Origin of the sequence: Halorhabdus sp. CBA1104 (assembly GCF_009690625.1) — an archaeon.
Classification (GTDB): Archaea; Halobacteriota; Halobacteria; order Halobacteriales; family Haloarculaceae; genus Halorhabdus.
Genome location: NZ_CP033878.1, coordinates 1,493,666 through 1,514,112, shown reverse-complemented (window position 1 = coordinate 1,514,112; position 20,447 = coordinate 1,493,666). Strand labels below are relative to the sequence as shown.

At 62.8% G+C, this 20,447-nt stretch carries 19 protein-coding genes and 1 pseudogene; 13 read left to right on the top strand and 7 right to left on the bottom strand.

Features of this window, described 5'->3' with window-relative positions; all coding sequences use genetic code 11:
• The first annotated feature begins 2 nt into the window (after window positions 1-2).
• From Hrd1104_RS07640 to Hrd1104_RS07625, 4 genes and pseudogenes are all read left to right on the top strand, one after another.
• Window positions 3-1,676 (top strand): type II/IV secretion system ATPase subunit, encoded by a 1,674-nt coding sequence (locus Hrd1104_RS07640; protein WP_154552196.1) that lies wholly within the window; start codon window positions 3-5, stop codon window positions 1,674-1,676.
• Window positions 1,676-3,417, top strand: a pseudogene (gene flaJ / locus Hrd1104_RS07635) (archaellar assembly protein FlaJ). Before Hrd1104_RS07640 ends, flaJ begins: the two are co-directional and overlap by 1 nt.
• A gap of 73 nt (window positions 3,418-3,490) precedes the next feature.
• The gene (locus Hrd1104_RS07630; RefSeq protein WP_154552195.1) at window positions 3,491-3,934 is read left to right on the top strand and encodes a DUF5807 family protein; all 444 of its coding nucleotides are present in this window, start codon (window positions 3,491-3,493) and stop codon (window positions 3,932-3,934) included.
• A gap of 36 nt (window positions 3,935-3,970) precedes the next feature.
• Complete coding sequence (locus Hrd1104_RS07625; protein ID WP_154552194.1) at window positions 3,971-4,147, top strand: hypothetical protein; 177 nt, start codon at window positions 3,971-3,973, stop codon at window positions 4,145-4,147.
• Between the two features lie 21 nt (window positions 4,148-4,168).
• Here the strand turns inward: Hrd1104_RS07625 and Hrd1104_RS07620 are convergent, their stop codons facing one another.
• Together Hrd1104_RS07620 and Hrd1104_RS07615 are read right to left on the bottom strand one after the other, a co-directional pair.
• The gene (locus Hrd1104_RS07620) at window positions 4,169-5,239 is read right to left on the bottom strand and encodes a DHH family phosphoesterase (protein ID WP_154552193.1); all 1,071 of its coding nucleotides are present in this window, start codon (window positions 5,237-5,239) and stop codon (window positions 4,169-4,171) included.
• Between the two features lie 2 nt (window positions 5,240-5,241).
• Window positions 5,242-5,703: a universal stress protein gene (locus Hrd1104_RS07615; RefSeq protein WP_154552192.1), complete on the bottom strand. Its 462-nt coding sequence runs from the start codon at window positions 5,701-5,703 to the stop codon at window positions 5,242-5,244.
• Window positions 5,704-5,809: 106 nt separating this feature from the next.
• On the opposite strand from Hrd1104_RS07615, the gene Hrd1104_RS07610 reads away from it, so the two are divergent.
• Window positions 5,810-6,262: a universal stress protein gene (locus Hrd1104_RS07610; protein WP_154552191.1), complete on the top strand. Its 453-nt coding sequence runs from the start codon at window positions 5,810-5,812 to the stop codon at window positions 6,260-6,262.
• 33 nt (window positions 6,263-6,295) lie between these two features.
• On the opposite strand, the gene Hrd1104_RS07605 is transcribed toward Hrd1104_RS07610, so the two are convergent.
• Together Hrd1104_RS07605 and Hrd1104_RS07600 are read right to left on the bottom strand one after the other, a co-directional pair.
• Window positions 6,296-6,826, bottom strand: a complete 531-nt coding sequence (locus tag Hrd1104_RS07605) for a GNAT family N-acetyltransferase (protein WP_154552190.1) — start codon at window positions 6,824-6,826, stop codon at window positions 6,296-6,298.
• Window positions 6,823-7,191 (bottom strand): universal stress protein, encoded by a 369-nt coding sequence (locus Hrd1104_RS07600; protein WP_154552189.1) that lies wholly within the window; start codon window positions 7,189-7,191, stop codon window positions 6,823-6,825. The genes Hrd1104_RS07605 and Hrd1104_RS07600 overlap by 4 nt, the downstream gene beginning before the upstream one ends.
• Before the next feature lie 95 nt (window positions 7,192-7,286).
• Between Hrd1104_RS07600 and Hrd1104_RS07595 the strand changes: the two genes are divergently transcribed.
• Entirely contained in the window at window positions 7,287-8,036 is a 750-nt protein-coding gene (locus tag Hrd1104_RS07595) for a DUF5806 family protein (RefSeq protein WP_154552188.1), read from the top strand.
• 409 nt (window positions 8,037-8,445) lie between these two features.
• Complete coding sequence (locus tag Hrd1104_RS07590; RefSeq protein WP_154552187.1) at window positions 8,446-8,772, top strand: hypothetical protein; 327 nt, start codon at window positions 8,446-8,448, stop codon at window positions 8,770-8,772.
• Window positions 8,773-8,993: 221 nt separating this feature from the next.
• Here Hrd1104_RS07590 and Hrd1104_RS07585 read toward each other — a convergent pair whose 3' ends face one another.
• Window positions 8,994-10,499: a dihydroorotase gene (locus tag Hrd1104_RS07585; protein ID WP_154552186.1), complete on the bottom strand. Its 1,506-nt coding sequence runs from the start codon at window positions 10,497-10,499 to the stop codon at window positions 8,994-8,996.
• Between the two features lie 163 nt (window positions 10,500-10,662).
• On the opposite strand from Hrd1104_RS07585, the gene Hrd1104_RS07580 reads away from it, so the two are divergent.
• Window positions 10,663-11,736 (top strand): aldose 1-epimerase, encoded by a 1,074-nt coding sequence (locus Hrd1104_RS07580; protein WP_154552185.1) that lies wholly within the window; start codon window positions 10,663-10,665, stop codon window positions 11,734-11,736.
• Window positions 11,737-11,740: 4 nt separating this feature from the next.
• Here the strand turns inward: Hrd1104_RS07580 and Hrd1104_RS07575 are convergent, their stop codons facing one another.
• Together Hrd1104_RS07575 and Hrd1104_RS07570 are read right to left on the bottom strand one after the other, a co-directional pair.
• Complete coding sequence (locus Hrd1104_RS07575) at window positions 11,741-12,190, bottom strand: GNAT family N-acetyltransferase (RefSeq protein ID WP_154552184.1); 450 nt, start codon at window positions 12,188-12,190, stop codon at window positions 11,741-11,743.
• Window positions 12,190-12,762 (bottom strand): cysteine hydrolase family protein, encoded by a 573-nt coding sequence (locus Hrd1104_RS07570; RefSeq protein WP_154552183.1) that lies wholly within the window; start codon window positions 12,760-12,762, stop codon window positions 12,190-12,192. The genes Hrd1104_RS07575 and Hrd1104_RS07570 overlap by 1 nt, the downstream gene beginning before the upstream one ends.
• A gap of 162 nt (window positions 12,763-12,924) precedes the next feature.
• Here Hrd1104_RS07570 and Hrd1104_RS07565 point away from each other — a divergent pair, with 162 nt between their 5' ends.
• From Hrd1104_RS07565 to dapA, 5 genes are all read left to right on the top strand, one after another.
• Window positions 12,925-14,634: an Hvo_1808 family surface protein gene (locus tag Hrd1104_RS07565; protein WP_154552182.1), complete on the top strand. Its 1,710-nt coding sequence runs from the start codon at window positions 12,925-12,927 to the stop codon at window positions 14,632-14,634.
• Between the two features lie 70 nt (window positions 14,635-14,704).
• Window positions 14,705-16,348 carry an Hvo_1808 family surface protein gene (locus tag Hrd1104_RS07560; RefSeq protein ID WP_154552181.1) on the top strand — a complete coding sequence of 548 codons (1,644 nt, stop codon included), beginning with the start codon at window positions 14,705-14,707 and terminating at the stop codon, window positions 16,346-16,348.
• 81 nt (window positions 16,349-16,429) lie between these two features.
• Complete coding sequence (locus Hrd1104_RS07555; protein ID WP_154552180.1) at window positions 16,430-18,112, top strand: Hvo_1808 family surface protein; 1,683 nt, start codon at window positions 16,430-16,432, stop codon at window positions 18,110-18,112.
• Window positions 18,113-18,145: 33 nt separating this feature from the next.
• Entirely contained in the window at window positions 18,146-19,306 is a 1,161-nt protein-coding gene (locus Hrd1104_RS07550; protein ID WP_154552179.1) for a nicotinate phosphoribosyltransferase, read from the top strand.
• Window positions 19,307-19,519: 213 nt separating this feature from the next.
• Complete coding sequence (gene dapA, locus Hrd1104_RS07545; RefSeq protein ID WP_154552178.1) at window positions 19,520-20,443, top strand: 4-hydroxy-tetrahydrodipicolinate synthase; 924 nt, start codon at window positions 19,520-19,522, stop codon at window positions 20,441-20,443.
• The last annotated feature ends 4 nt before the right edge of the window (window positions 20,444-20,447 follow it).

Genomic DNA, 20,447 nt, shown 5'->3' with positions numbered 1-20,447 from the left:
CTATGACAGATCACGGCAGACCGAAACCGTCAGATGAACTCCGCCAACACGCCGCCAGACGGCCCCATCTCCGTGATCACCTCCAGAAGTTCAAGCAGATCACCGGCGAGTTCCCCATGTTCGTCGACGAGGCCGACGGGGAGTACGAGTCCCAGCGCCCGAACATCATCTACCCCGTCGGTGGCCCGATTTACACGCACATCTACGGTGACATCGGACAGGACATCAAGTACTACGCCATCGAGCCCGAACTGGAGGACGACGAGTGGACCGTCTTCGAGAAGGTGCGCAATCGCTTGCTCGAAAAGAGCGTGATGAAGCCGGCCCCAAGCGAAGAGGCCGAGTACGACGACCGCATCGAAGAACTCCTCCAGGAGACGACGGCCGTCAAGTCGAGTGGTGACGAGAACGGCGTCCTCAGTCGCTTCAACGACATCACCAACATCGGGAAAGTCGAGGTGACCGAGGAAACCTACGAGAACATCCGCTACCGACTCAACCGAGATATCGTCGGCCTCGGCCCGCTGGAGCCGGTGATGCGCGACCCGGCCAACGAGGACATCCACGTCATCGGTCCCCACGAGTGTTACGTCGATCATTCCGTCTACAGCCTCATCAAGACGACCGTCGACTTCGGCGAACCCGAAGAGTACGAACAGTGGCTGCGGAACATGGGCGAGCGGATCGGCGACCCCGTCTCCGACAGCGACCCGATCATCGACTCGACGCTGCCCGACGGCTCACGTATCAACATCATCTACTCGGACGACATCTCCGTCAAAGGCCCGTCACTCACGATCCGACAGAACGAGGGCGAACCCCTCTCTATCTTCCAGATTACCAAGTGGGGGACCCTCAGCCCCGAGCTCTCGGCGTATCTGTGGCTCGCCTTGGAGAACGAGCAGACGGTCTTCGTCGTCGGGGAGACTGCCTCAGGGAAGACGACGACGCTGAACTCCATCATGTCGTTCATCCCCCGGGACAACAAGATCTACACTGCCGAAGACACCGCGGAGGTGCTCCCGCCACACGATACGTGGCAGCAACTGCTCACTCGCGAGGGTGACGACGAGGGCACGGACGTGGACATGTTCGATCTCGTCGCCGCCGCGCTCCGGTCTCGTCCTGACTACATCATCGTCGGCGAGGTCCGTGGCGAGGAGGGGCGAATGGCGTTCCAGGCCGCCCAGACTGGCCACCCAGTCATGCTGACCTTCCACGCTGCCGACATCGTTTCGATGATCCAGCGCTTTACCGGTGAACCGATCAACGTCCCCGAGACGTTCATGGACGTCGCCGACATCGCACTGTTCCAGAACCGTGTCAAGCAGGGTGACGAGGTGCTTCGTCGGGTGACCTCCGTTCAGGAAATCGAGGGGTACTCGAAGGAGATGGACGGTGTCGTCACTCGCCAGAGCTTCTACTGGGATCCGGTCGAAGACGAGATCGTCTTCCAGGGGATGAACAACTCTTTCGTCCTCGAAGAGCAGATCGCGACGCTGCTGGGATACGAGGACACGCGCGACATCTACGACGACCTGAAGTTCCGTGCTCGCCTCATCGAACGGGCGATCCAGGAGAACATCTTGGGCTATCACGAGGTCAACGAGATGATCGAGAACTTCCAACGGGACGGTGTCGAGGGGCTCTCCTTCGATATCCACCGCCAAGACTGATGGCCTCCGAAGAAGCCACCCTCGACCTGACGATCTCCGGTACGATAGCTTCGCTGATGGATTCCTACCGTCGGATGGGAATCCCGATCCAGCGATATCTGCTGGCTATCTTGCTGCCAGCGTTCGTGTTTTTCGTCATTACCATCGCGGTCGCGGTCGTAATCCCGCTCCCGCTGGCGATTGCCTTGCCGTTCCCGCTGCTTGGGTTACTGTTGTTCGGGGCGGCAGTCTTCTATCCGAAAGTCCAACTCTCCCAGCGCCGACAGGCGCTGAACAACCGATTTCACCTGCTGGTCACGCACATGACGGTGCTGGCGACGACCAAAATCGACCGGATGGAGGTCTTTCGGGCGCTGGCCGAAGAAGACGAGTACGGCGAACTCGCCACGGAGATGGGCCGGGTCGTCGAGTTGGTCGATACGTGGAATTTGAGTCTTGACGATGCCCTCAGGCGGCGGGCCAAAGAGGTCCCGAGCGAGCCGGTCTCCGATTTCTTCGATCGGCTCGGCTACACGCTCGGGGCCGGCCAGAGCCTCGAGGACTACCTGCTCTCCGAGCAGGACATGATCATCGACAACTACAAAACCGTCTACGAGGGCGCGCTCGGCAATCTGGAGGTCATGAAAGACCTCTATCTGTCGATGATTCTCTCGATGACGTTCGCCCTGGTGTTTGCGGTCGTCCTCCCGATCCTGACGGGGACGAACCCGATGATGACCGTCAGCGCCGTCATCGTCCTCTTTATTTTCGTTCAATCTGGCTTCTTCGTCGCGATTCGATCGCTTGCGCCGTACGATCCCGTCTGGTACCATCCCGAAGAGATCACGTCGCCGATGGAGCGCCGTCTCAACCTGAGTTTCGCTGCTGGCGTCTTCCTGACGGTCGTGCTCGCGCTTATCACGTTCGGCGGGGCAGCGGGCATCAGCCCGATTACGCTGAACATGTTGGTCCCGATTTGGGACCCTGTTCCGCTCCCGTTCTATGCCGCTGTCCCAATTTCTCCGTTGCTCATTCCCGGCCTCGTGATCCGTCGTGAGGAAAAGAAGATCAAGGCTCGCGACGAGGAGTATCCCAGCTTCATCCGCGCGCTCGGCTCGACGGAAGGCGCAAAACAGTCCACAACCGGGACGGTCCTCGAATCGCTACGCAGCAAAGACTTTGGCCCGCTCACCGAGAACGTCGACAACCTCTATAAGCGGCTCAATATGCGTATCGAGCCCGCCAAAGCGTGGGGGCACTTCACCGCGGAGTGTCGCTCCTATCTCATCCAAACCTTCAGCGAGATGTACCTCGTTGGCCGTGAGATGGGTGGCTCTCCGAAGCAACTGGGCGAACTCATCAGCGAGAACATGAACGAAGTCCAGCAACTCCGCCAGCAACGCGACCAGGAGACGACGACTCTCATCGGCGTCCTCTACGGGATCTCTGCGGCCTCGACGTTCGCCTTCTTCATCGGGCTGCAGGTCGTCAATATCCTCTCCGAAATGAGCTTGAATCTCGACACTGGGAGCCGCTTCGAGGTCAATGCCCTCGTTCACACCTCTGTCTACGACATCCCCGTCATCGAGTTCCTGCTCATCATCGTCATCGTGTTCAACGCCATGCTGTCGGCGCTGATGATCCGGACCACCGACGGGGGCACAAGCTCAACAGCTACATGCACTTCGTCGTGTTAACCTGGGTTGGCGCGGTCATCGCGATCTTCACGAAGTTCGTCGTCTCTAGCGTCATCAACATCTGACCGCTTCAGATTTCAGTACCGATCACCGATCGCCTCCGAGTCGTTTTTCCCTCCCTGTGCCGTCGCCTGCGGTATGACCGATCGCGAGGCCTTTCTGGCCGGCGACCGACCCGATGACGTCGCCGTCTTCCTCCACGAGGCGGCCGTCTCGAATCCCGAAGCGCTCGAATCGTATGCTGAGTCCGTCGAGGACGGTGTTGTTCTCGTGTTGCCCGGCGAGGACGGCCGCAGTGCCTTCCAGTCGGCGACGGACATCGACCCGATGGCGCTGGCCCAGGAGGCCATGGACACCGAGGGCCACATCGACGACGACCTGACTGGTGGCACCTGTCCTGTGGCTGCCGATGACCACGACGAGGATCACACTGTCCGCTTCGTCTTCGCGTTCGCTGAAGCCCAGAACGAGGATGTCGGCGGGCTATACGCCGAGGGCGACGTCATTCACGCCTATGCGGTCTGTGCCTGTGGGGAACGCTACAGCGAGAAGTGGGTCGCGGATACCGTTGATCGACAGTAACGGTTTTCAGGTTGGCGACTCGAACCGTCGGTCCGCATGGATCGCCACAAACTGATCCTCGGCGGAACGGCCGGTGTTGCCGGCGTTCTCGTCTTTCTGGGTCTGTTCGTCTTTCCACTTCAGTACGGCCCCCGCGAGAGCGCTGTTGTCGCCGGGCTCGTCGTGCTGGCAGGGTTGTGGGAGCTCGTCCTTGACGACGCGCTGGTCGACTGACGGTTGTGTCCGGCCCGGGTTTCAGTCGCTTTCGACCTCGAGCCGCCGGAACGCATCGATAATCGCCTGTTTCGCCACCGCGCCCCTGGTCGTCCAGTGGTGAGCGTAATCGAGCATGTCGTCGTAGACGTCCGGTTTGCAGCCGGCGGCTTTCGGGTGGCCGCCCCCGTTGACCTGAGCGGCGACCTCGTGGGCGCGCTCGAAGGTCTCGGTCCCTCGAATACTCGCAGAACCAGCCGGCTTGACGATCACAGCGGCGTCGGCACCCTGTTCGCGCAGGGCTTGGGCAACCTCGTTTTGCGAACAGCGGCCGTAGGTCACTCCCACGGTCCAGGGACCGATCTCGCGCAGTTGGGCGCGTTCGACGGCCTTCTCGATGAGGGCGTCTTTTTCGATGCGTCGCTCGGCGAGCAGTTCTTCGGCCTCGGGCGGAAGGTCGGCCCCATGCTCGCGGATGATGTCGACGTATTCGTCGGGCTCGACCCAGTGGGCGAGATCCGCGAGATCGTCACTTCGTGGATCCTCCCGGATCCAGAGGTCGTGGTCGCGTGTCACTGCGGCTAGCTCGACGAAGCGCTCTTCGAAGTCACCGTCGAGTTCTCCTAGGGCAACGTCAGCCGTACAGACTGCCTCGGAGTCGCCGACCGTCAACTCGACGCCGGCAGTCTCGACGGCCTCCGCCAAATCGGGTTCCCACTGGTGGTGGTCGAACCATCGGACAGCGCCAGCCTGATCGACCAGTGCCCCCAGGGCGTCGAGGTCTTCGGGAGCGTCCGGACAGAGATCACAGACGAACACATGCGTCCCCGGATCGACGTATTCGGCGGCCCACTCGATTGCCCGGCCGAGGTCGTGGGGGCTGGCCGGGAGCAGTGACACCTCGCCGAACTGAGTTTCCAACAGGGCGACACAGGCAAGGCCGTCGGCGTCGGTGTCGGCGATGACGACCGTCTCGGCGTCGGTGAGTCGATCGGCGGCTTCGCGTTCGCGTTCGGTCTCTTCGAGCGTCTCCGGGTAGAAAAACCCCTCTCCAGGGAGCACTGATTTCCGTTCGATCGACAGTCGCTCGTCGTCGATGAGCCAGTCGTCCATGGTCAGGCCACCCCTTGTGGGCGTCGCTGGGCGTGTTCGTCGGCTTCCAACTGTCGGACGGTCAACACCGGGATGGGGGACTGGCGGACGACGGCCTCGGCGACGCTGCCAAGCAAGAACGCGTGTTCGCCGTGCCGGCCGCGTGTCCCTGTCACGATTACGTCGGCCTCGACCGACTCGGCGTACGCACAGATCTCCGTTGCCGGTTTCCCCTCTCGGATCGACGTGATCACGTCACTGTCTGCCTGCTCGGCGATCTTCGCGAGTGCGTCCTGACCTCGATCTCGAAGTGCGTCACGAAGGTCTTGACGGACTGCCTCGGGCGTGGCCGCGATGTCGCTCGCATTGAGGACGTACAGCCCGTGGACAGTGCCGTCGAACCGCTTGACGAGGTCGAGTCCGACCCGTACCGCTCGTTCAGTGCTCGCCGAACCGTCGGTCGCGAGCACGACCGTATCGTACATGCAGATGAGGTATCTCCCTGCCGGGATAAAGCTGGCGTGGCACCGTTGCCGACTGGCCGTGACAGCGCTCGGTGGGTTTTTGATGGTTCCTGACACAGTAGTCACAATGAGTGTCGACATCGAGACGGTCTTCGTCCCCGTCGATGGGACGGATACGTCCGAGCGGGCCGCAGCACACGCCCTGGCGGTAGCTGATCAGTACGGGGCTGACGTCCACGTGCTTCACGTTATCGACGATCAGATCGCGCGTGGGATCGACTCCGGGACGATCGCTGCTGACAGTGTTGCCGACGAACACCGGGCGTTTATGGGTGCCGTCCGGGAGATCGCGCGTGCGGATGGCTACGACGTCACGCTCTCACAGTCCGCGGCTGCCGGCTATTCTTCGACCTCGCTGAGTCGCCATCCGGTCAGTGTCGTGTTAGACGCAGCCGAGGAACTCGGAGCCGATTTCATCGTCGTGCCACGGGAGTCGGCGATGGACGAGCCGGGAGCGATGCTCGGTCGCGTCGCTGGCTACGTTCTCTCGTATGCCAGCCAGCCAGTTCTTTCGGTCTGATGGGCGGTAGAAAGCGGTGTTCAAAGCAGCGCCCTACGAGTCGGCGATGCGAATCGCCATCTCTAGCTCGAAACTCTCGGTGTTGCGGATCTCGAAGCCAACCTTCTTATAGAGGCCGATCGCGGGATCGTTCCAGCGCTCGACCGTCAGCCAGACGCACTCGATTCCGTCCTGTTTGCCGTGGCCCAGCAGCGTTTGGAGCAATTCCGTGCCGATCCCGGCCGACTGGTGGGAGCCAAGCACGAAGATCGCCAGTTCGTAGGCGTCCTCGTCGTCCGGGACGAGCATCGAATGCCCGACGGCATCTCCATCGTGCCAGGCGATAACGTTCAGACACTCGTCTTCGAAGACGCGCTCGAGCCATCGCCGGATCGATCCCTCACCGACTGGCGGGATCCCCTGTGCGCGATCTTCGGGATCGAAGGCCTCGTACATCGAGACGAGTGCCTCGCGGTCGTCGGCGACTCGGACGACGATGTCCCGACCGTCTTCGTCGGTGAACGCGTGGGGTGGCGTCGGGAACGGCCCTGACACGTCTGTGGGGTAAGAACGGTCGCCGCTCATCGGATGAGTGTCACCGGGGTTTCTGCGTTGAGTACGACGAATTCGGCGACGCTGCCCAGCTGAATCTTCCCGAGCGGGCTCCGGGTCCCACCGCCGATGACTAACCGATCGTATCCCTCTTGATCGGCCAGTGTAACCAGTTCGCCACCAGGGTGACCTGAGACACGCGTTACCTCTGCGGTCACGTCGTGGGTTTCGAGCACTTCGTCGACGTCCGCTTCGATGTCTGTCAGCGGTGCTTCGACTGCTTCGGACCGAAAGATGGCTACGGTCAGCTCGTCGCCGGTTTCCCGGACGCGGTCTGCGGTTTCCTCGAGCGCCCGCCGGGAGTGATCGCTCCCGCCGACTCCCAGCAGAATCTTCATATGCCTCCCATTACTGTTGGAGATAAAAATTCTCCGTTCCGTGACCCGGTGCGGGCGCCGACATGTTTTTTCGAGCCCGGCCCACACCCCCTGGCATGGACGACAAGCAAGCCGACGAGCCCGCCAGAGAACCAGTCCCGTCCGGTGATGGGTCGGCGGATCGCGCCCAGCCCGAACCGGCTGACACCGAGCCATCGGGCGAGCCAGTCTCCGCTACGGGGGGTCACGAGGACACCGAAACGGCGTCCGTAAACGCCGATAGGACGGCCGGGGATGCAGACCGGGCAAGCGAGACAGCGACCGAGCAGGACCCGCCGGCGGATGTCCGTTCCTACGAGCGCTTTCAGAAGATCGACGGCGGGACCTACGAACGCGCAAACGACTTCCTCCGTGAACGAACCTACATCACTGCCCGGGAGTGGGCGATCGCTCGCCTGTGTGCTGATTTCCGGACCGAAACTGGCGTCGAGATGACCAAGATCGGCGAGAACCTGCCCGAACTGGTGCCGTTCATGACTGATACCTACACGCCACAGGCCGTCAACCAGGCCCGGGCCTCCTTCGAGGAGAAGGTCCGTATGGCCGGCGCGACCTTCCTCTATGGGGCGATGAGTGACTTTTTCACCGCCGACGAACTCGACGAGGTGATGTACGAGGCCACGGAGGTCGCGAAGTTCCTGCTGGAGGTCGAGGGCGTCGAGTTGAGCGTCGACGAGGAACTCGAAGCCGAAGATCAGATCTCAGATGTGATGCGGGAAGTCCGGGAACACAGTGCGGCGCTTCGCCACGACGAGGTCGAATGTCCCGACTGTGGACACTCCTTTCAGGTCGACGGCGAGGAGTGATCTGCAGTCCAGACCGCTCAGGGATAGACGCTAACTGGTGGTTCTCGAACGCAAAGCGTGCTCCGCCGACGCCAGTTGCTGTGTGCGGTTTCGATCGAGCTACGAGGGCGTCTTGGAACCGTTCACGAGGCATGTTTCCTGTCGGCCGACCGATTTCAAAACGGTGCGTGGGTATCGAGTATCGATGAGCTCCTCAACAGTCTGGAGTTTGCCGATACCTTTCTGCGATGCAGGGCGTGTCTGTGCCACGACCAGTGGGTGACTACGGGACGTAACTCGATCCACAGCTACCAGCATCCACAGCAAGCGGTCCTGCCCGATCACAGATTACACACAGAGTGCTCACTCCGCACAGACGGACCTGTCACTCTGCGTGAGGTCTTATGTACTTCGGACACCTACGAGCGGTATGGAGACGACTGTGACCGAACATAACGGACGGTTGCTCGCTCGAATTGACGGCGAGGACCGGGTGTTCGAGGTGAACTTCGACTCGATCGAGCCGACTGACGTGACGCTACGGTTTATCAGAGACGGCGTACGCGTCGGGAGCATCTACAACGACGACGGGACGAACCGAACGATGGCGCGACTGACAACGGGACGCGACGGGGCCGATTTTATCGGCGTCGAAGTCCCTCCAGAGTTCGTTACCGAAGTCCTCGACGCCGCGCTTGAGGCCGGCCGAGTCACCGACGAAACTGCCGCTGAAGGCTACAGGGTACGGGTGTTGTGAGTCCCGTCGAACGCCTTCTCGTTGTCTGTCCAAGCGATCGTTTCACTGTTCGTGAGTTCGGCGCTCGTTGCATGCACCCTCCATATCTCGCACGACGATTGCACCAAACAACACTGACCTCACCGCAATCAGCACCCCCTTGTCTGCCCAGTACTGCCGCACTTGCCGATTGTACACCCTCACAGCTGACCGGCCTGCAGCACTCGGACGCTGGGAGTCTCTCAGTTGTCTGACTTCTCAGCAGTTACTGCTCTGTCGGCGTCCTCGCCCGCGTTGTCGCCCGGCTCGGTCGTCGATTCGCCGCCACCGTCGGCTTCGACTGGCTCGTCTGCAGGCTCGCCGTCTTCACCGGCGACCGACTCGTCTTCTTCGACAGGATCGGGGGCTTGGTCACTGGCCGATGGCTCAGCCTCCTCCGTGGGGGTTGCCTGGCTGTCCGCCGTGGGTCGGGCCAGCCTGACGTTCCGGCCCTGGTTGTCGTGGAATTGCTCGCCGTCTTCCGTCCGCTCGTAGACGATCGAACCCCGAACCATCGTCCACTCGGGGAAGACGGCTTGCCAGCCCTCGAAGGGCGTCCAGTCACAGTTGGTGTGGAGCGCCTCGCCCTGAATCTCCCGTGTGTCTTCAGGATCGACGAGGACGAGATCGGCGTCGAATCCGGGCGCGATCCGGCCCTTGTTTGCCAGCTCGAAGAGGGCGGCCGGGTTTGCGGCTGTGAGGTCCCGGATTCGTTCGTACGTGAGGTGGTCACGGCGGGCCTCTTCGAGCAAGAGTGGGAGTGCTGTTTCCACGCCTGGGACCCCGCTGGGGGCGTCCCAGATACCCGTGTCTTTCTCCTCGCGCGTGTGTGGGGCGTGGTCGGTGGCGATGATGTCGACTTGCCCGTTGCGGACGCGATCGTAGACGCGTTCACGGCGCTTCTGGCGGCGCAACGGGGGATTCATCCGCCCGAAGGTATCCAGATCGGTGAGATTCGATCGGGAGAGAAAGAGATGGTGCGGGGTTACTTCGCAACTGACGCCAGCTTGCCCGGCGGCGTCGATCGCTTCCGGCGTCGAGGCGTGGGCAATGTGGCAATCGACGTCGAACTCCTCGGCCAGTTCACAGACGCGCTCGACGGCTGCGATCTCCGCGCGGGCCGCCCGGTAGGCCGACCACGCGTCGGCGTCGGTCCGTTCCTGGGCCCCCCGGTTGAACCGGCTGGCATCCTCGGCGTGGACGGTGACGGGCACGTTCTGACGCTGGGCTTTGGCCAGTGCTTGACGGAACAGGCGTTCGTCGATCCCCATATCGCCGGTCGAATCCGCGAGGAACACTTCGCCGAGCGCGAACACCGGCCGCTCGAGGAGCGATTCGGGGTCCCACGACGGCAACACCCCGCCGTTGAGGCCGAAATCGACCAGCGAGGACTCGGCAATCGACGCTTTCTCGTCGAAGGCGTCGCCGTCGATCGTCGGCGGTGTCGTGTTCGGTTGGTCGACGACCGTGGTGACACCACCGGCGGCGGCACTTCGGGACCCGCTGGTCCAGGTCTCTTTGTGGCTGTCGCCCGGCTCCCGGAAGTGGACGTGGGTGTCGATCATTCCCGGGAGGAGGCGTTTCCCCGATGCATCGATCGTCCGGCCTTCGTGATCGGAGAGATCTTCGGCGACGGCCGCGATCCGCTCGCCCTCGATGTGGACGTCCCGCTGTCGTCCGTCGGGCAGCGTCGCGTTCCGGATGCGCATGCCCCGACTGAGCACCCCGCGACCCTAAGTGTCCCGGAGTCCGGTGGCGCGCCTCCCTCTCGATGGGTTCGATCTTCGAGGACAGACGCGACAAGCTACTGGATTGTTCCCCGGCCGCCGATCATCATAAACTCTTAGACAATACCCGTCGTCGGCTTTCGCCATGGACGAGTGGAACAAGCGACCGCGAATCTCGACGGCCTACCAGTATCAGGGGATCGACGCCTCGATCCTCGAAAATCGCCACCTCCGGGTGATGGTCCTGCAGGGCAAGGGCGGTGATATCGTCGAATTCCGGGACAAGCGGACCGACATCGACGTCCTCTGGCACGCCGATCACGAGTGGTCGGCCCCGCCAAACGCCCTGCCTTCGATCGAAGGTACCTGGGATGAATACTACCCTGGCGGCTGGCAACTCAACATTCCTGGAGCGGGCGGTCCCTTCGAATTCCCCGGCGGGCGCTACGACCACCACGGCGAAACGGCACTCCTGGAGTGGGACGCCGAGATCGTCCGGGACGACGAGGACGCGGTGACACTCGAACTCACGACCTCGCTTCGGCGCTATCCGTTTACCGTGCGGCGGGAACTCACCTTGCGGGCCGGCGAGGCCGCCCTCGAGATCGAGGAGTCGATCACCAACGAGGGCGACGTCACGGTCGAGTACGCCCACCAACAGCACCTCACGCTGGGGCGACCGTTGATCGGCCCCCAAGCCCGCCTGGACGTCTCCGCCGAGCGCGGCTACGTCGAAGCGTACGATCCCGGAACCGAGAACCACCGGCTAGAGAGTGAGGCGTCTTTCGAGTGGCCAGTGGCGCCCGGCGCCGACGGTGAGTCGGTCGATCTCTCGCAATTCCCGCCGACCGACGCCGAGATCAACGACATGGCGTACCTGCACGAGCTGGACGAAGGCTGGTACGCGGTGACGAATCCGGCGTTGGACCTTGGCTTTGGCTTGCGGTGGCCGGCCGAGCACTTCGAGTCACTGTGGTACTGGCAGCCTTACGGTGGTCTCGCGGCCGCACCGTTCTGGGGGCGCAACTATACGGCTGGGCTGGAACCGACGACGGCCCACCCCGCCCACTCGTATCCGGACGCCCAGCGGGAAAACGGCTCGATGCGGTCGCTGGGTCCGGGCGAGACTGTCGAGGTGTCGCTGGTGGCACAGACGTTCGACGGCAGCCAGCGAGTGAGTCGGATCGGTCCGGATGGGACCGTCCAACGGGACGACTGAGCGGTTACAGCGCCTTTTCGAAGTCGAGTAATTCGTAGCCGTTCGTTTCTCGCGTCGCGACTCGCTCGTAGCCACGATCCGGATAGAATTCGGTCGCGGCAATCTGTCTCCCCGCTGTCGTGAGGGTAATCCGGTCACACCCTCGGTCGGTGGCGATGTCTTCGAGGCGGTCGACGATTGCAGTCCCCAGCCCCTCGTTTTGCTGGGCCGGATCGACGGCGATCCGCATGAGTTCGGCGGCCGCTCCGTCGACGAGGAGGCCGCCACAGGCCACGATCTTTCCGTCCCGTTCCGCGATCAGGAACGCCCCGTCGGATCGCAGATACGTCTCCTCGACCCAGTTGAGATCTGCGTTACCCGGCACGTCGGCCGGATCGGTGCCTGCATCCGCGAGCGCCCGGTGATACACGCGCCTGACACCTGGCCCGTCACCTGTTTGGAAGCGACGGATCATCAGGCGAAGGTGACCGAATCCCGGTCGGTCACTTCACCGAACAGCCAGTCAGCGTGATCCAGTGCGTACTCCCGGTGGTCGTCTTCGATGAATCCGATAGCGTCCTCGACCAAGACGGGGCGATAGTCCCGGAGGCCGGCACTACCTGCGGTGTGGAGGACACAGACGTTCGCCAGCGTGCCACAGAGCAGGAGATCGTCGATCCCGTGGGCTTCGAGCCAGCCGTCGAGTTGGGTCTCGTGGAAGGCGTCGTAGGTGTGTTTCTCGACGGTCAGGTCTGCCTCGCGGTCGGCCAGTGGATCGACGAGCGCGGCGTCCCAAGAGCCTTCGCGGACGTGTTCACCCCAGCGGTCGAACTCGTCGTAGTAGTGAGCGTCCTCGAACTGCTCGGGTGGATGTACGTCCCGCGTGTAGACGACGGACGCGCCGACAGCACGCGCCCGATCGACGAGTTCGACGCACGGTTCGATCGCATCCTCACTCGGCGGTGCGTAGAGGTTCCCGTCGGGGTGGCAGAAGCCGTTCTGCATGTCGACCACGACGATGGCAGTCCGGCCCGGTTCGAATGTCATTGTCGTCTCCTCGTTCGGGAGTGTGGCCATTAGTGGTTCTGGCTCACAACCTTCCACGAGTCGTTGCACGCTGGGACCACGAAACATGCGCGCCCGGCGAAAGCAATCAAACGCGACAATAAGGAAAATACTTATTACTATTGGTAAAGCAAGCTTTACATCATGCGAGCCGAGCGCACAGAACTCCTGGCTGTCCTCGCTGTTGCAATGCTGGCTCTCCAACCAGTGACGGTCGGGGCGACACAGGCAGGTGTCTCGACGGCACAGTTCGACGATCAATCCGTGGCAGTGGGGGCTGACGGGGAAGCGGCCGTTGTGGCGAGCCCGCCCGATCCGGAGTCGGATCGGCTTGGGTGGGAGAACGGCGTGTGGTACAACGAATCCATCAACGTCGACGCTTCCGACGGGATCGACAGGGAAGAGGCGTCCCGGTTGTTAAACCGGACGATGGCCCGCGTCGAGGTGATCCGCGGCGTGGAGTTCGACGAACCAGTCGACCTCAACTTCATCAATCGAAGCTCCTACGCGGCGTACGCCGAATCGTTCGCGGTCGATCCGCTGTCGGCGAACGTTCAACTGGAGGCCCTCGGGTTCCGGGGCGAAGATCGGAACGCGACGGCTGCAATCAGAGAACGCCAGAGTGGGTTTGCGGCCGCGTTCGTGGTCCCACAGTCCGTGCCGCAACTCGACTTACAGGCCGGTGACGTCACGATCGTCGTCGACGAAGGACAGGCATCGTTCTCGGAGCTGACACTCGGTCACGAACTCGTCCACGCGCTGCAAGTCCAGGAACTGAACGTCACCTTCCGGGGAACCAATCAGACGACGGACGCGTTCAACGCCCGCCGAGGACTGATCGAGGGTGACGCCAGCCACGTGGGCTATCTGTACGAACGGCGCTGTGGGGCCGACTGGGAGTGTGTCACGCCGGCAACCGGCGGCGGCCAGAGGTTCTCGGATGCGGCTGTGGGTCTCTCCATCCTCAATTACGTCCAGTACAGCAACGGGGCCGAGTTTGTCGCTACACTGCGTGAACGCGGGGGCTGGGACGCTGTCAACGACGCCTACGATAGTTTCCCTACCAGCACTGAGCAAGTCATTCATCCCCAGACGTACCGCTCGGACCAGCCCCAGACGGTGGCCGTGCCCGATCGGAGCAGTGCCGGCTGGCAGCCGCTCACCGTCGATGGCCAGTCGGCAGCGGACACGATCGGCCAAGCGGGGCTGTACACGATGCTGTGGTTCCCGAGCTACGAGTCCGGTATGTCGGTCGTCATGCCCCGATCAGCGCCATTCAATCAGTCGCTTCGTGCTCAATCGCCGTTCTTCTACGATTACGATGCCGACGCGACCAACGGCTGGGACGGTGACAAACTGGTACCGTACGTGACCGACGAGTCAAGCGAGACCAACGAGACGGGCTACGTCTGGTCGACGGTCTGGGACAGCCAGGCTGACGCGACAGCCTTCGAAGACGCTTACGTCGAGATCCTCAAATACCGTGGCGCGGAGCCAGTTGCTGGCCACGAGAACACCTACCGGATCCCCGACGAGAAGACCTACGGTGACGCGTTTTACATCAATCAGACGGCCGATCGCCTGGTGATCGTCAACGCGCCCAGCGTGCCGGCGTTGTCCGACGTACGTTCGGGGGCTGCCCCGGAGGGTGCAGCGCCGACGCCGACGGAGACAGAAACGCCGACCGAAACAGCGACCACGACCCGGACGACGACAGCGACGCCGCCCTCGACGACCACCGCTGGTGATAGCACTGAGCAGCCCACCGACGCCACGACGACCAGCGGCCCCGGGCTCGGATTCGTGGCCGCGCTGCTTGCCCTTCTCGGATTTGTCGCCGCTGGTCGACGCTGATCGGGTCATATTTTCGGCTTCCGACTGCGACTACCGGGAGATTTGTAAGGCTCTCACTCCCAGAGACGGTATGGTTTCCCGAACTGGAGTGGTCGTGGTCATCGTCGCAGTCGCACTGGTCGGCGTGCCGGTGGCTGGGGCGATCGGTCCCGGTCCCGCTGGTCCTGGCCCTGCCTACGATACGTTCAACGAGTCCCAGCAGGCTGCTGGCACGGATGCGAGCCCCATTGCGGACCAGCAGCCACCCGATCCCGACGAGGACGTACTGGGCTGGGAGAACGGCTACTGGTACAACGAGACCCTCGACGTGACGCCCGAAGACGGGCTGAACGACTCGGAACTCGAGGCCGTTGTCGCCCGTGGAATGGCTCGGGTCGAAGAGATTCGTCGCCTCGAGTTCGAGACGACACCGCCGGTCGAGGTCATCGGTCGTGACGACTATCAACAGCGCGTCGAGAACCGGACGACGAATACGACCGAGGCCCAGGAACTTCACCAGAACGTCAAGTACGAGGCCCTGTTCATGATCAACGAGTCGACGGATGCCGTCGCGGTCCAGGCCAGCAACCGCGCGGGTGGCGTCGGCGGATTCTACGATCCCTCGACGGGCGAAATCAAGATCGTCTCCGAGAACACGGAGACGCCACAGATGAACGAGATCACACTCTCCCAGGAGCTGTTTCACGCCCTGCAGGACCAGCGATTCAACGTCTCTGCCTACAACCAGTCGACGCGGGAACTACACAACGCCAAAGACGGTATTATCGAAGGTGACGGCAACTACGTCGATCACCTCTATCAGGAACGCTGTGATGGAGCCTGGAACGGGACGTGTCTCGAACCGTCGGGACAGGACACGCCCTCTGACTTCCAGCCTCACCTTGGCCTCTATCAGATTCTCCTGCAGCCCTACAGCGACGGCCCGGCTTTCGTCGAGGGAGTCCGCGAGGACGGGGGATGGGACGCGGTGAACGCGATCTACGAGAACCCACCGGCCTCGACCGAGCAGACGATTCACCCGGAGAAATACGGCGAGGACGAGCCGACTGACGTATCTGTCCCAGACCGGAGTGACGAGCGGTGGCGGCCCGTAGATACCAACGGGAGTGTCGATTACGCCTCGTTTGGCGAGGCGGGATTGTACGTGACGCTGTGGTATCCTGCATTCCAGACCCAGGGGATGACTGCGATCGTTCCGTTACAGAACCACATCAACTACGCTCCCGACGGCGGGGTCGACCAGTTCGATCCGTACGATTACAACCACACCGTCACGGCGGGCTGGGACGGTGACAAACTGGTCCCGTACGTCACCGACCAATCCAGTGAGACCAACGAGACGGGCTACGTCTACAAGATGGCCTGGGACTCGCCCGAGGACGCCACCGAATTCCAGACCGCCTACGAGGAACTCCTCCAGTTCAACGGTGCCGAGCCCGTCGACGGCCGGATAGGGACCTACCGCATTCCAGACGGGCAGGAATTCGGTGACGCGTTCTACCTCAACCAGACTGACGACCAACTGGTGGTCGTCAACGCGCCAAGCGTCGAGGACCTCTCTGCGGTCAGGGACGGCGCCGCTCCCGACGGTGAGCCGACGCCGACTGAGGCTTCCGGGTCCACGACCACGACAACGTCCGGTGACGGATTCACGGTCCTCACAGTGTTGCTTGCCGTCGTTGGGCTAGTTGGGATCGCCACTCGCCACCGATAAGAGCAGACACATCACCCCCTGGCCCGTCGTTTATTTTCACGACTCCGAGAGATTTGTAAGGCCTTCGCGCCCATCGTTCGTATGGTCTCTCGTCATCTCGTCGCCGCCCTGATAGCCGCTCTGGTGGTGGGGACGGCCGTCGCACCGACAGCCGCCTCGGTCGCGGCCACACCGGGAATCGACAGCGAGGCAATCGACTCGCCCGCTGGGGCGAATGACTCTGCCCTTGGAGACGCTTCCCAGTCGGACCCCTCGTCGGATCGTCTCGGGTGGGAGAACGGCTACTGGTACAACGAGACCCTCGACGTGACGCCCGAGGACGGGCTGAACAACTCGGAACTCGAGGCCGTCGTCGCCCGGTCGATGGCCCGCGTCGAGCAGATTCGGCGCCTGGAGTTCGAGACGACGGTGAGTGTCGACGTCGTTTCCCGAGACACATACCGCGACCAGTGGGGAACGAACGCGAGCACGCCGAACACGTCGACGGCCAATCGCCTCCACCAGAACGTCAAGTGGGAGGCGATGCTTTCGATCGGCGAAGACACGGATGCGGTGGCTGGTTACCAGTCGACACAGTCGGCGACCGTGGGTGGGTTTTACTCGCCCGCCAACGAGCAGATCGTCGTCGTCTCGGCAAACGAGTCAGTCCCGAAAATGGACGAGATCACCCTCTCACAGGAACTGTTTCACGCCCTGCAGGACCAGCGGTTCGACCTCTCGTTCGACCGGCCGACACAGGAGGGACACAACGCCGCCGATGGGATCGTCGAAGGTGATGCCAACCTCGTCGATCGACTGTACCAACAGCGCTGTGTGGCCGAGTGGGACTGTCTCCAGTCCGGGACCGGCACGGACGGTGCCGACGGCGAGACGGATCGCGAGGGCGACAGTGAGCCAGCTATCAATTACGGCGTCTATCTGACTCAGTACCAGCCCTACAGCGACGGTCCCGCCTTCGTCACCGAGATCCGCGCCACGGGCGGGTGGGATGCGGTCAACGACGTCTACGAGCAGCTCCCGGTCTCGACCGAGCAGACGATTCACCCCGAGATGTACCCCGATGAACGGCCGCACAATCTCACGTTCACCGACACCAGCGCGGCCGCCTGGCACGTCCCTGATCTCGGGAATGGCAGCCCCGAGTACGCTCGATTCGGCCAGGCTGGCCTCAGTGCCATGTTCATGCGGCCGGTCTTCGCCAGTGGTGGCACGGCGACACCCGTCGTCGGGCCGCTTGCGATCTACAATTTCACGGCTCGCGGTGACGTCAGCAGTGTCGATCCACTCAACTACGGTCTCGACGTCACGAACGGCTGGGACAACGACCGGCTATACCCCTACGTGAGAAACGATTCCGCAACGACCAACGAGACGGGCTACGTCTGGAAGACGGCCTGGGATAGCCAGGCAGACGCCGCCGAGTTTGCCCAGGGGTATACGGACCTGCTTGCCTACTACGGTGCCCAGCCAGTCGATGGCCACCGAGACACCTACTGGATCCCCGAGGACAAGGCGTTCGGCGACGCGTTTTATCTCGATCAGACTGGCGACCAGCTCGTGATCGTCAACGCGCCCAACGTCACTGCGCTGTCGGCAGTCAGGGCCGGCGCTGCTCGGAGTGCCGAGGCGACGACCCCTCCCAGCAACGGGACCGCCGCCCAGCCACCCACGACCACCAGCGGTCCTGGATTCGTCGCTACCGGGGCTGTGTTCAGTCTGTGTGTGATAGCTGGGCTTGCTGTGTGGCGCGATCGGGACGGGTAAGTTTTTGCTGTGGGGCCCAAAGCGATCGACACCATGACCGAAGAGTCGCCGTTCGACATCGTGCCCTCGTCGGCGATCGCGTCGGGTCGAGGGACGGACGCTTACTTCGACCGGACCATGGAAGCTCTCGAACACGCTGGCAAGGATCCCACCGTCGTCGCGGAGGTCTCGGCCGACCAGTTCCCGACCGGCGAGTGGTCGGTGCTGGCTGGACTGAAAGATGCAGCCCACTTGCTCGAAGGCCATCCTGTCGACGTCGATGCCTTGCCCGAGGGCCAGCTGTTCGATCACGGGCCAGTCATGCGCATCGAGGGGCGGTATCGGGCATTTGCCCAGTTAGAGACCGCCCTGCTGGGCTTTCTCTCACATCCGACCGGTGTCGCAACCAACGCCTTACGTGCCCGGCTGGCTGCGCCCGACGCGACCGTCTTGAGCTTCGGCTCTCGGCACGTCCATCCCTCGTTGGGGGCGATGATCGAGCGCAGCGCCCTGCTCGGTGGCCTCGATGGCATCTCGAACGTTGCCGCCGGTGACGTGATCGGACGCGAGGCCGGTGGGACGATGCCACACGCGCTGGTGATCTGTTTCGGGCCGGGCAACCAGGAAGCCGCCTGGCAAGCCTTCGACGAGGCAGTCGGCCCAGACGTGCCACGAGTGGCACTGTGTGACACCTACAGTGATGAAGTCGACGAAGCGCTGCGGGCCGTCGAAGCTATCGACGACCTCGATAGCATCCGGCTGGACACGACCAGTTCCCGACGGGGTGACTTCCGGCGAATCGTCCAGGAAGTGCGCTGGGAACTTGAGGCCCGCGGTCACGACGACGTCGACATCTTCCTCAGTGGTGGCCTAGACCCCGAGACGTTGTGGGACCTCCGTGACGTCGCCGATGGCTTCGGTGTCGGCGGCTACGTCAGCAATGCCGACCCGAAGGACTTCGCGCTGGATATCGTCGACATCGAGGGCGAGCCCGTCGCCAAACGCGGGAAACTCTCGGGGAAAAAGGCCGTCTACCGGACGCCCGATGGCGGCCACGAGGTCGGGCTCGCAGGCCGGGCCGGTCCGGCCGACGGCCAATCCCTGCTCGAACCACTCCTCCGGGACGGTGAGATCCTCAGAGACTTCGACCTCGAGGCGGCCAGCCGCCGCGCCCAGGCAGACGCCGAGACGGTCGATTTCGGCCTCGATGTCTGACTGGGAGACCGTCAGCGGGACCGTCGATCCGTCTCCGCCGCCGAATTCGCCGGCTCCGTCCCGGGAGTAGCTACTCAACACAACCCAAATCACAGCCACACGTCGTTCCTCGGTCGCGATTCGAAGCCCAACCCCCTTTCCCGCGTTCGTCGAACGCTGTCGCTCGCGTGTCGATCCCGTAGATTCACGTATGTCCACTGCGATCACCCGTCCATGACAGCGCCACCGCCGTTCGAGGGTGTCTATCCGGCGATGACGACACCGTTCACCGAGGACGAAAGTATCGACTTCGAGCAACTCCGGGCCAACGCAAAGCGTCTCGAAGCGGCGGGCGTGGATGGACTCGTCCCCGTCGGTTCTACCGGTGAGAGTGCGACCCTCTCCCACGACGAACACGTCCAGGTTATCGAGGCCGTTATCGACGCCGTTGCGGACGTCCCCGTGATCGCCGGAACGGGCTCGAACAACACCCAGGAAGCGCTTTCGCTGTCACGGCGAGCAGCCGACGCTGGCGCTGACGCCCTCTTGCTCATCTCGCCGTATTACAACAAGCCCGAACAACAGGGGCTGTTGGACCACTACCGGACGATCGCTGCTGCAATCGATCTCCCACAGATCGTCTACAACGTCCCCTCTCGAACGGGCCGAAACATCGAGCCCGATACCGCGGTCGCACTCGCCGAACACGAGAACATTCAGGCGTTCAAGGCAGCCTCGGGAGACCTCGGGCAGATCTCTGAGATCATCGAACGGACCCGCGAGATGGATGTTGCGATTCTGTCGGGCGACGATCCGCTGACGGTCCCGATGCTGTCGATCGGTGCGACCGGTGCGATCAGCGTCGTCGCGAACGTCGAACCGGTCCGGACGTGTGCGATGGTCGGTGCGGCGCTGGCTGGGGATTTCGAACGCGCTCGGCAACTCCACCACGAACTCGGTCCGCTTGCCCGTGCGCTGTTCGTCGAAACCAACCCGATTCCGGTCAAAGAAGCGATGGCGATGCGGGGTCTGGGTTCGCCGGTGCTTCGATCGCCGCTGACGCGATTGTCCGAGCACCACCGCAAGCACCTCAAAGAGACGCTTGGGGCTCTCGAGCCCATCGATGTCGAGACACCAGTCGAGACGACGGACCGATAGTCAT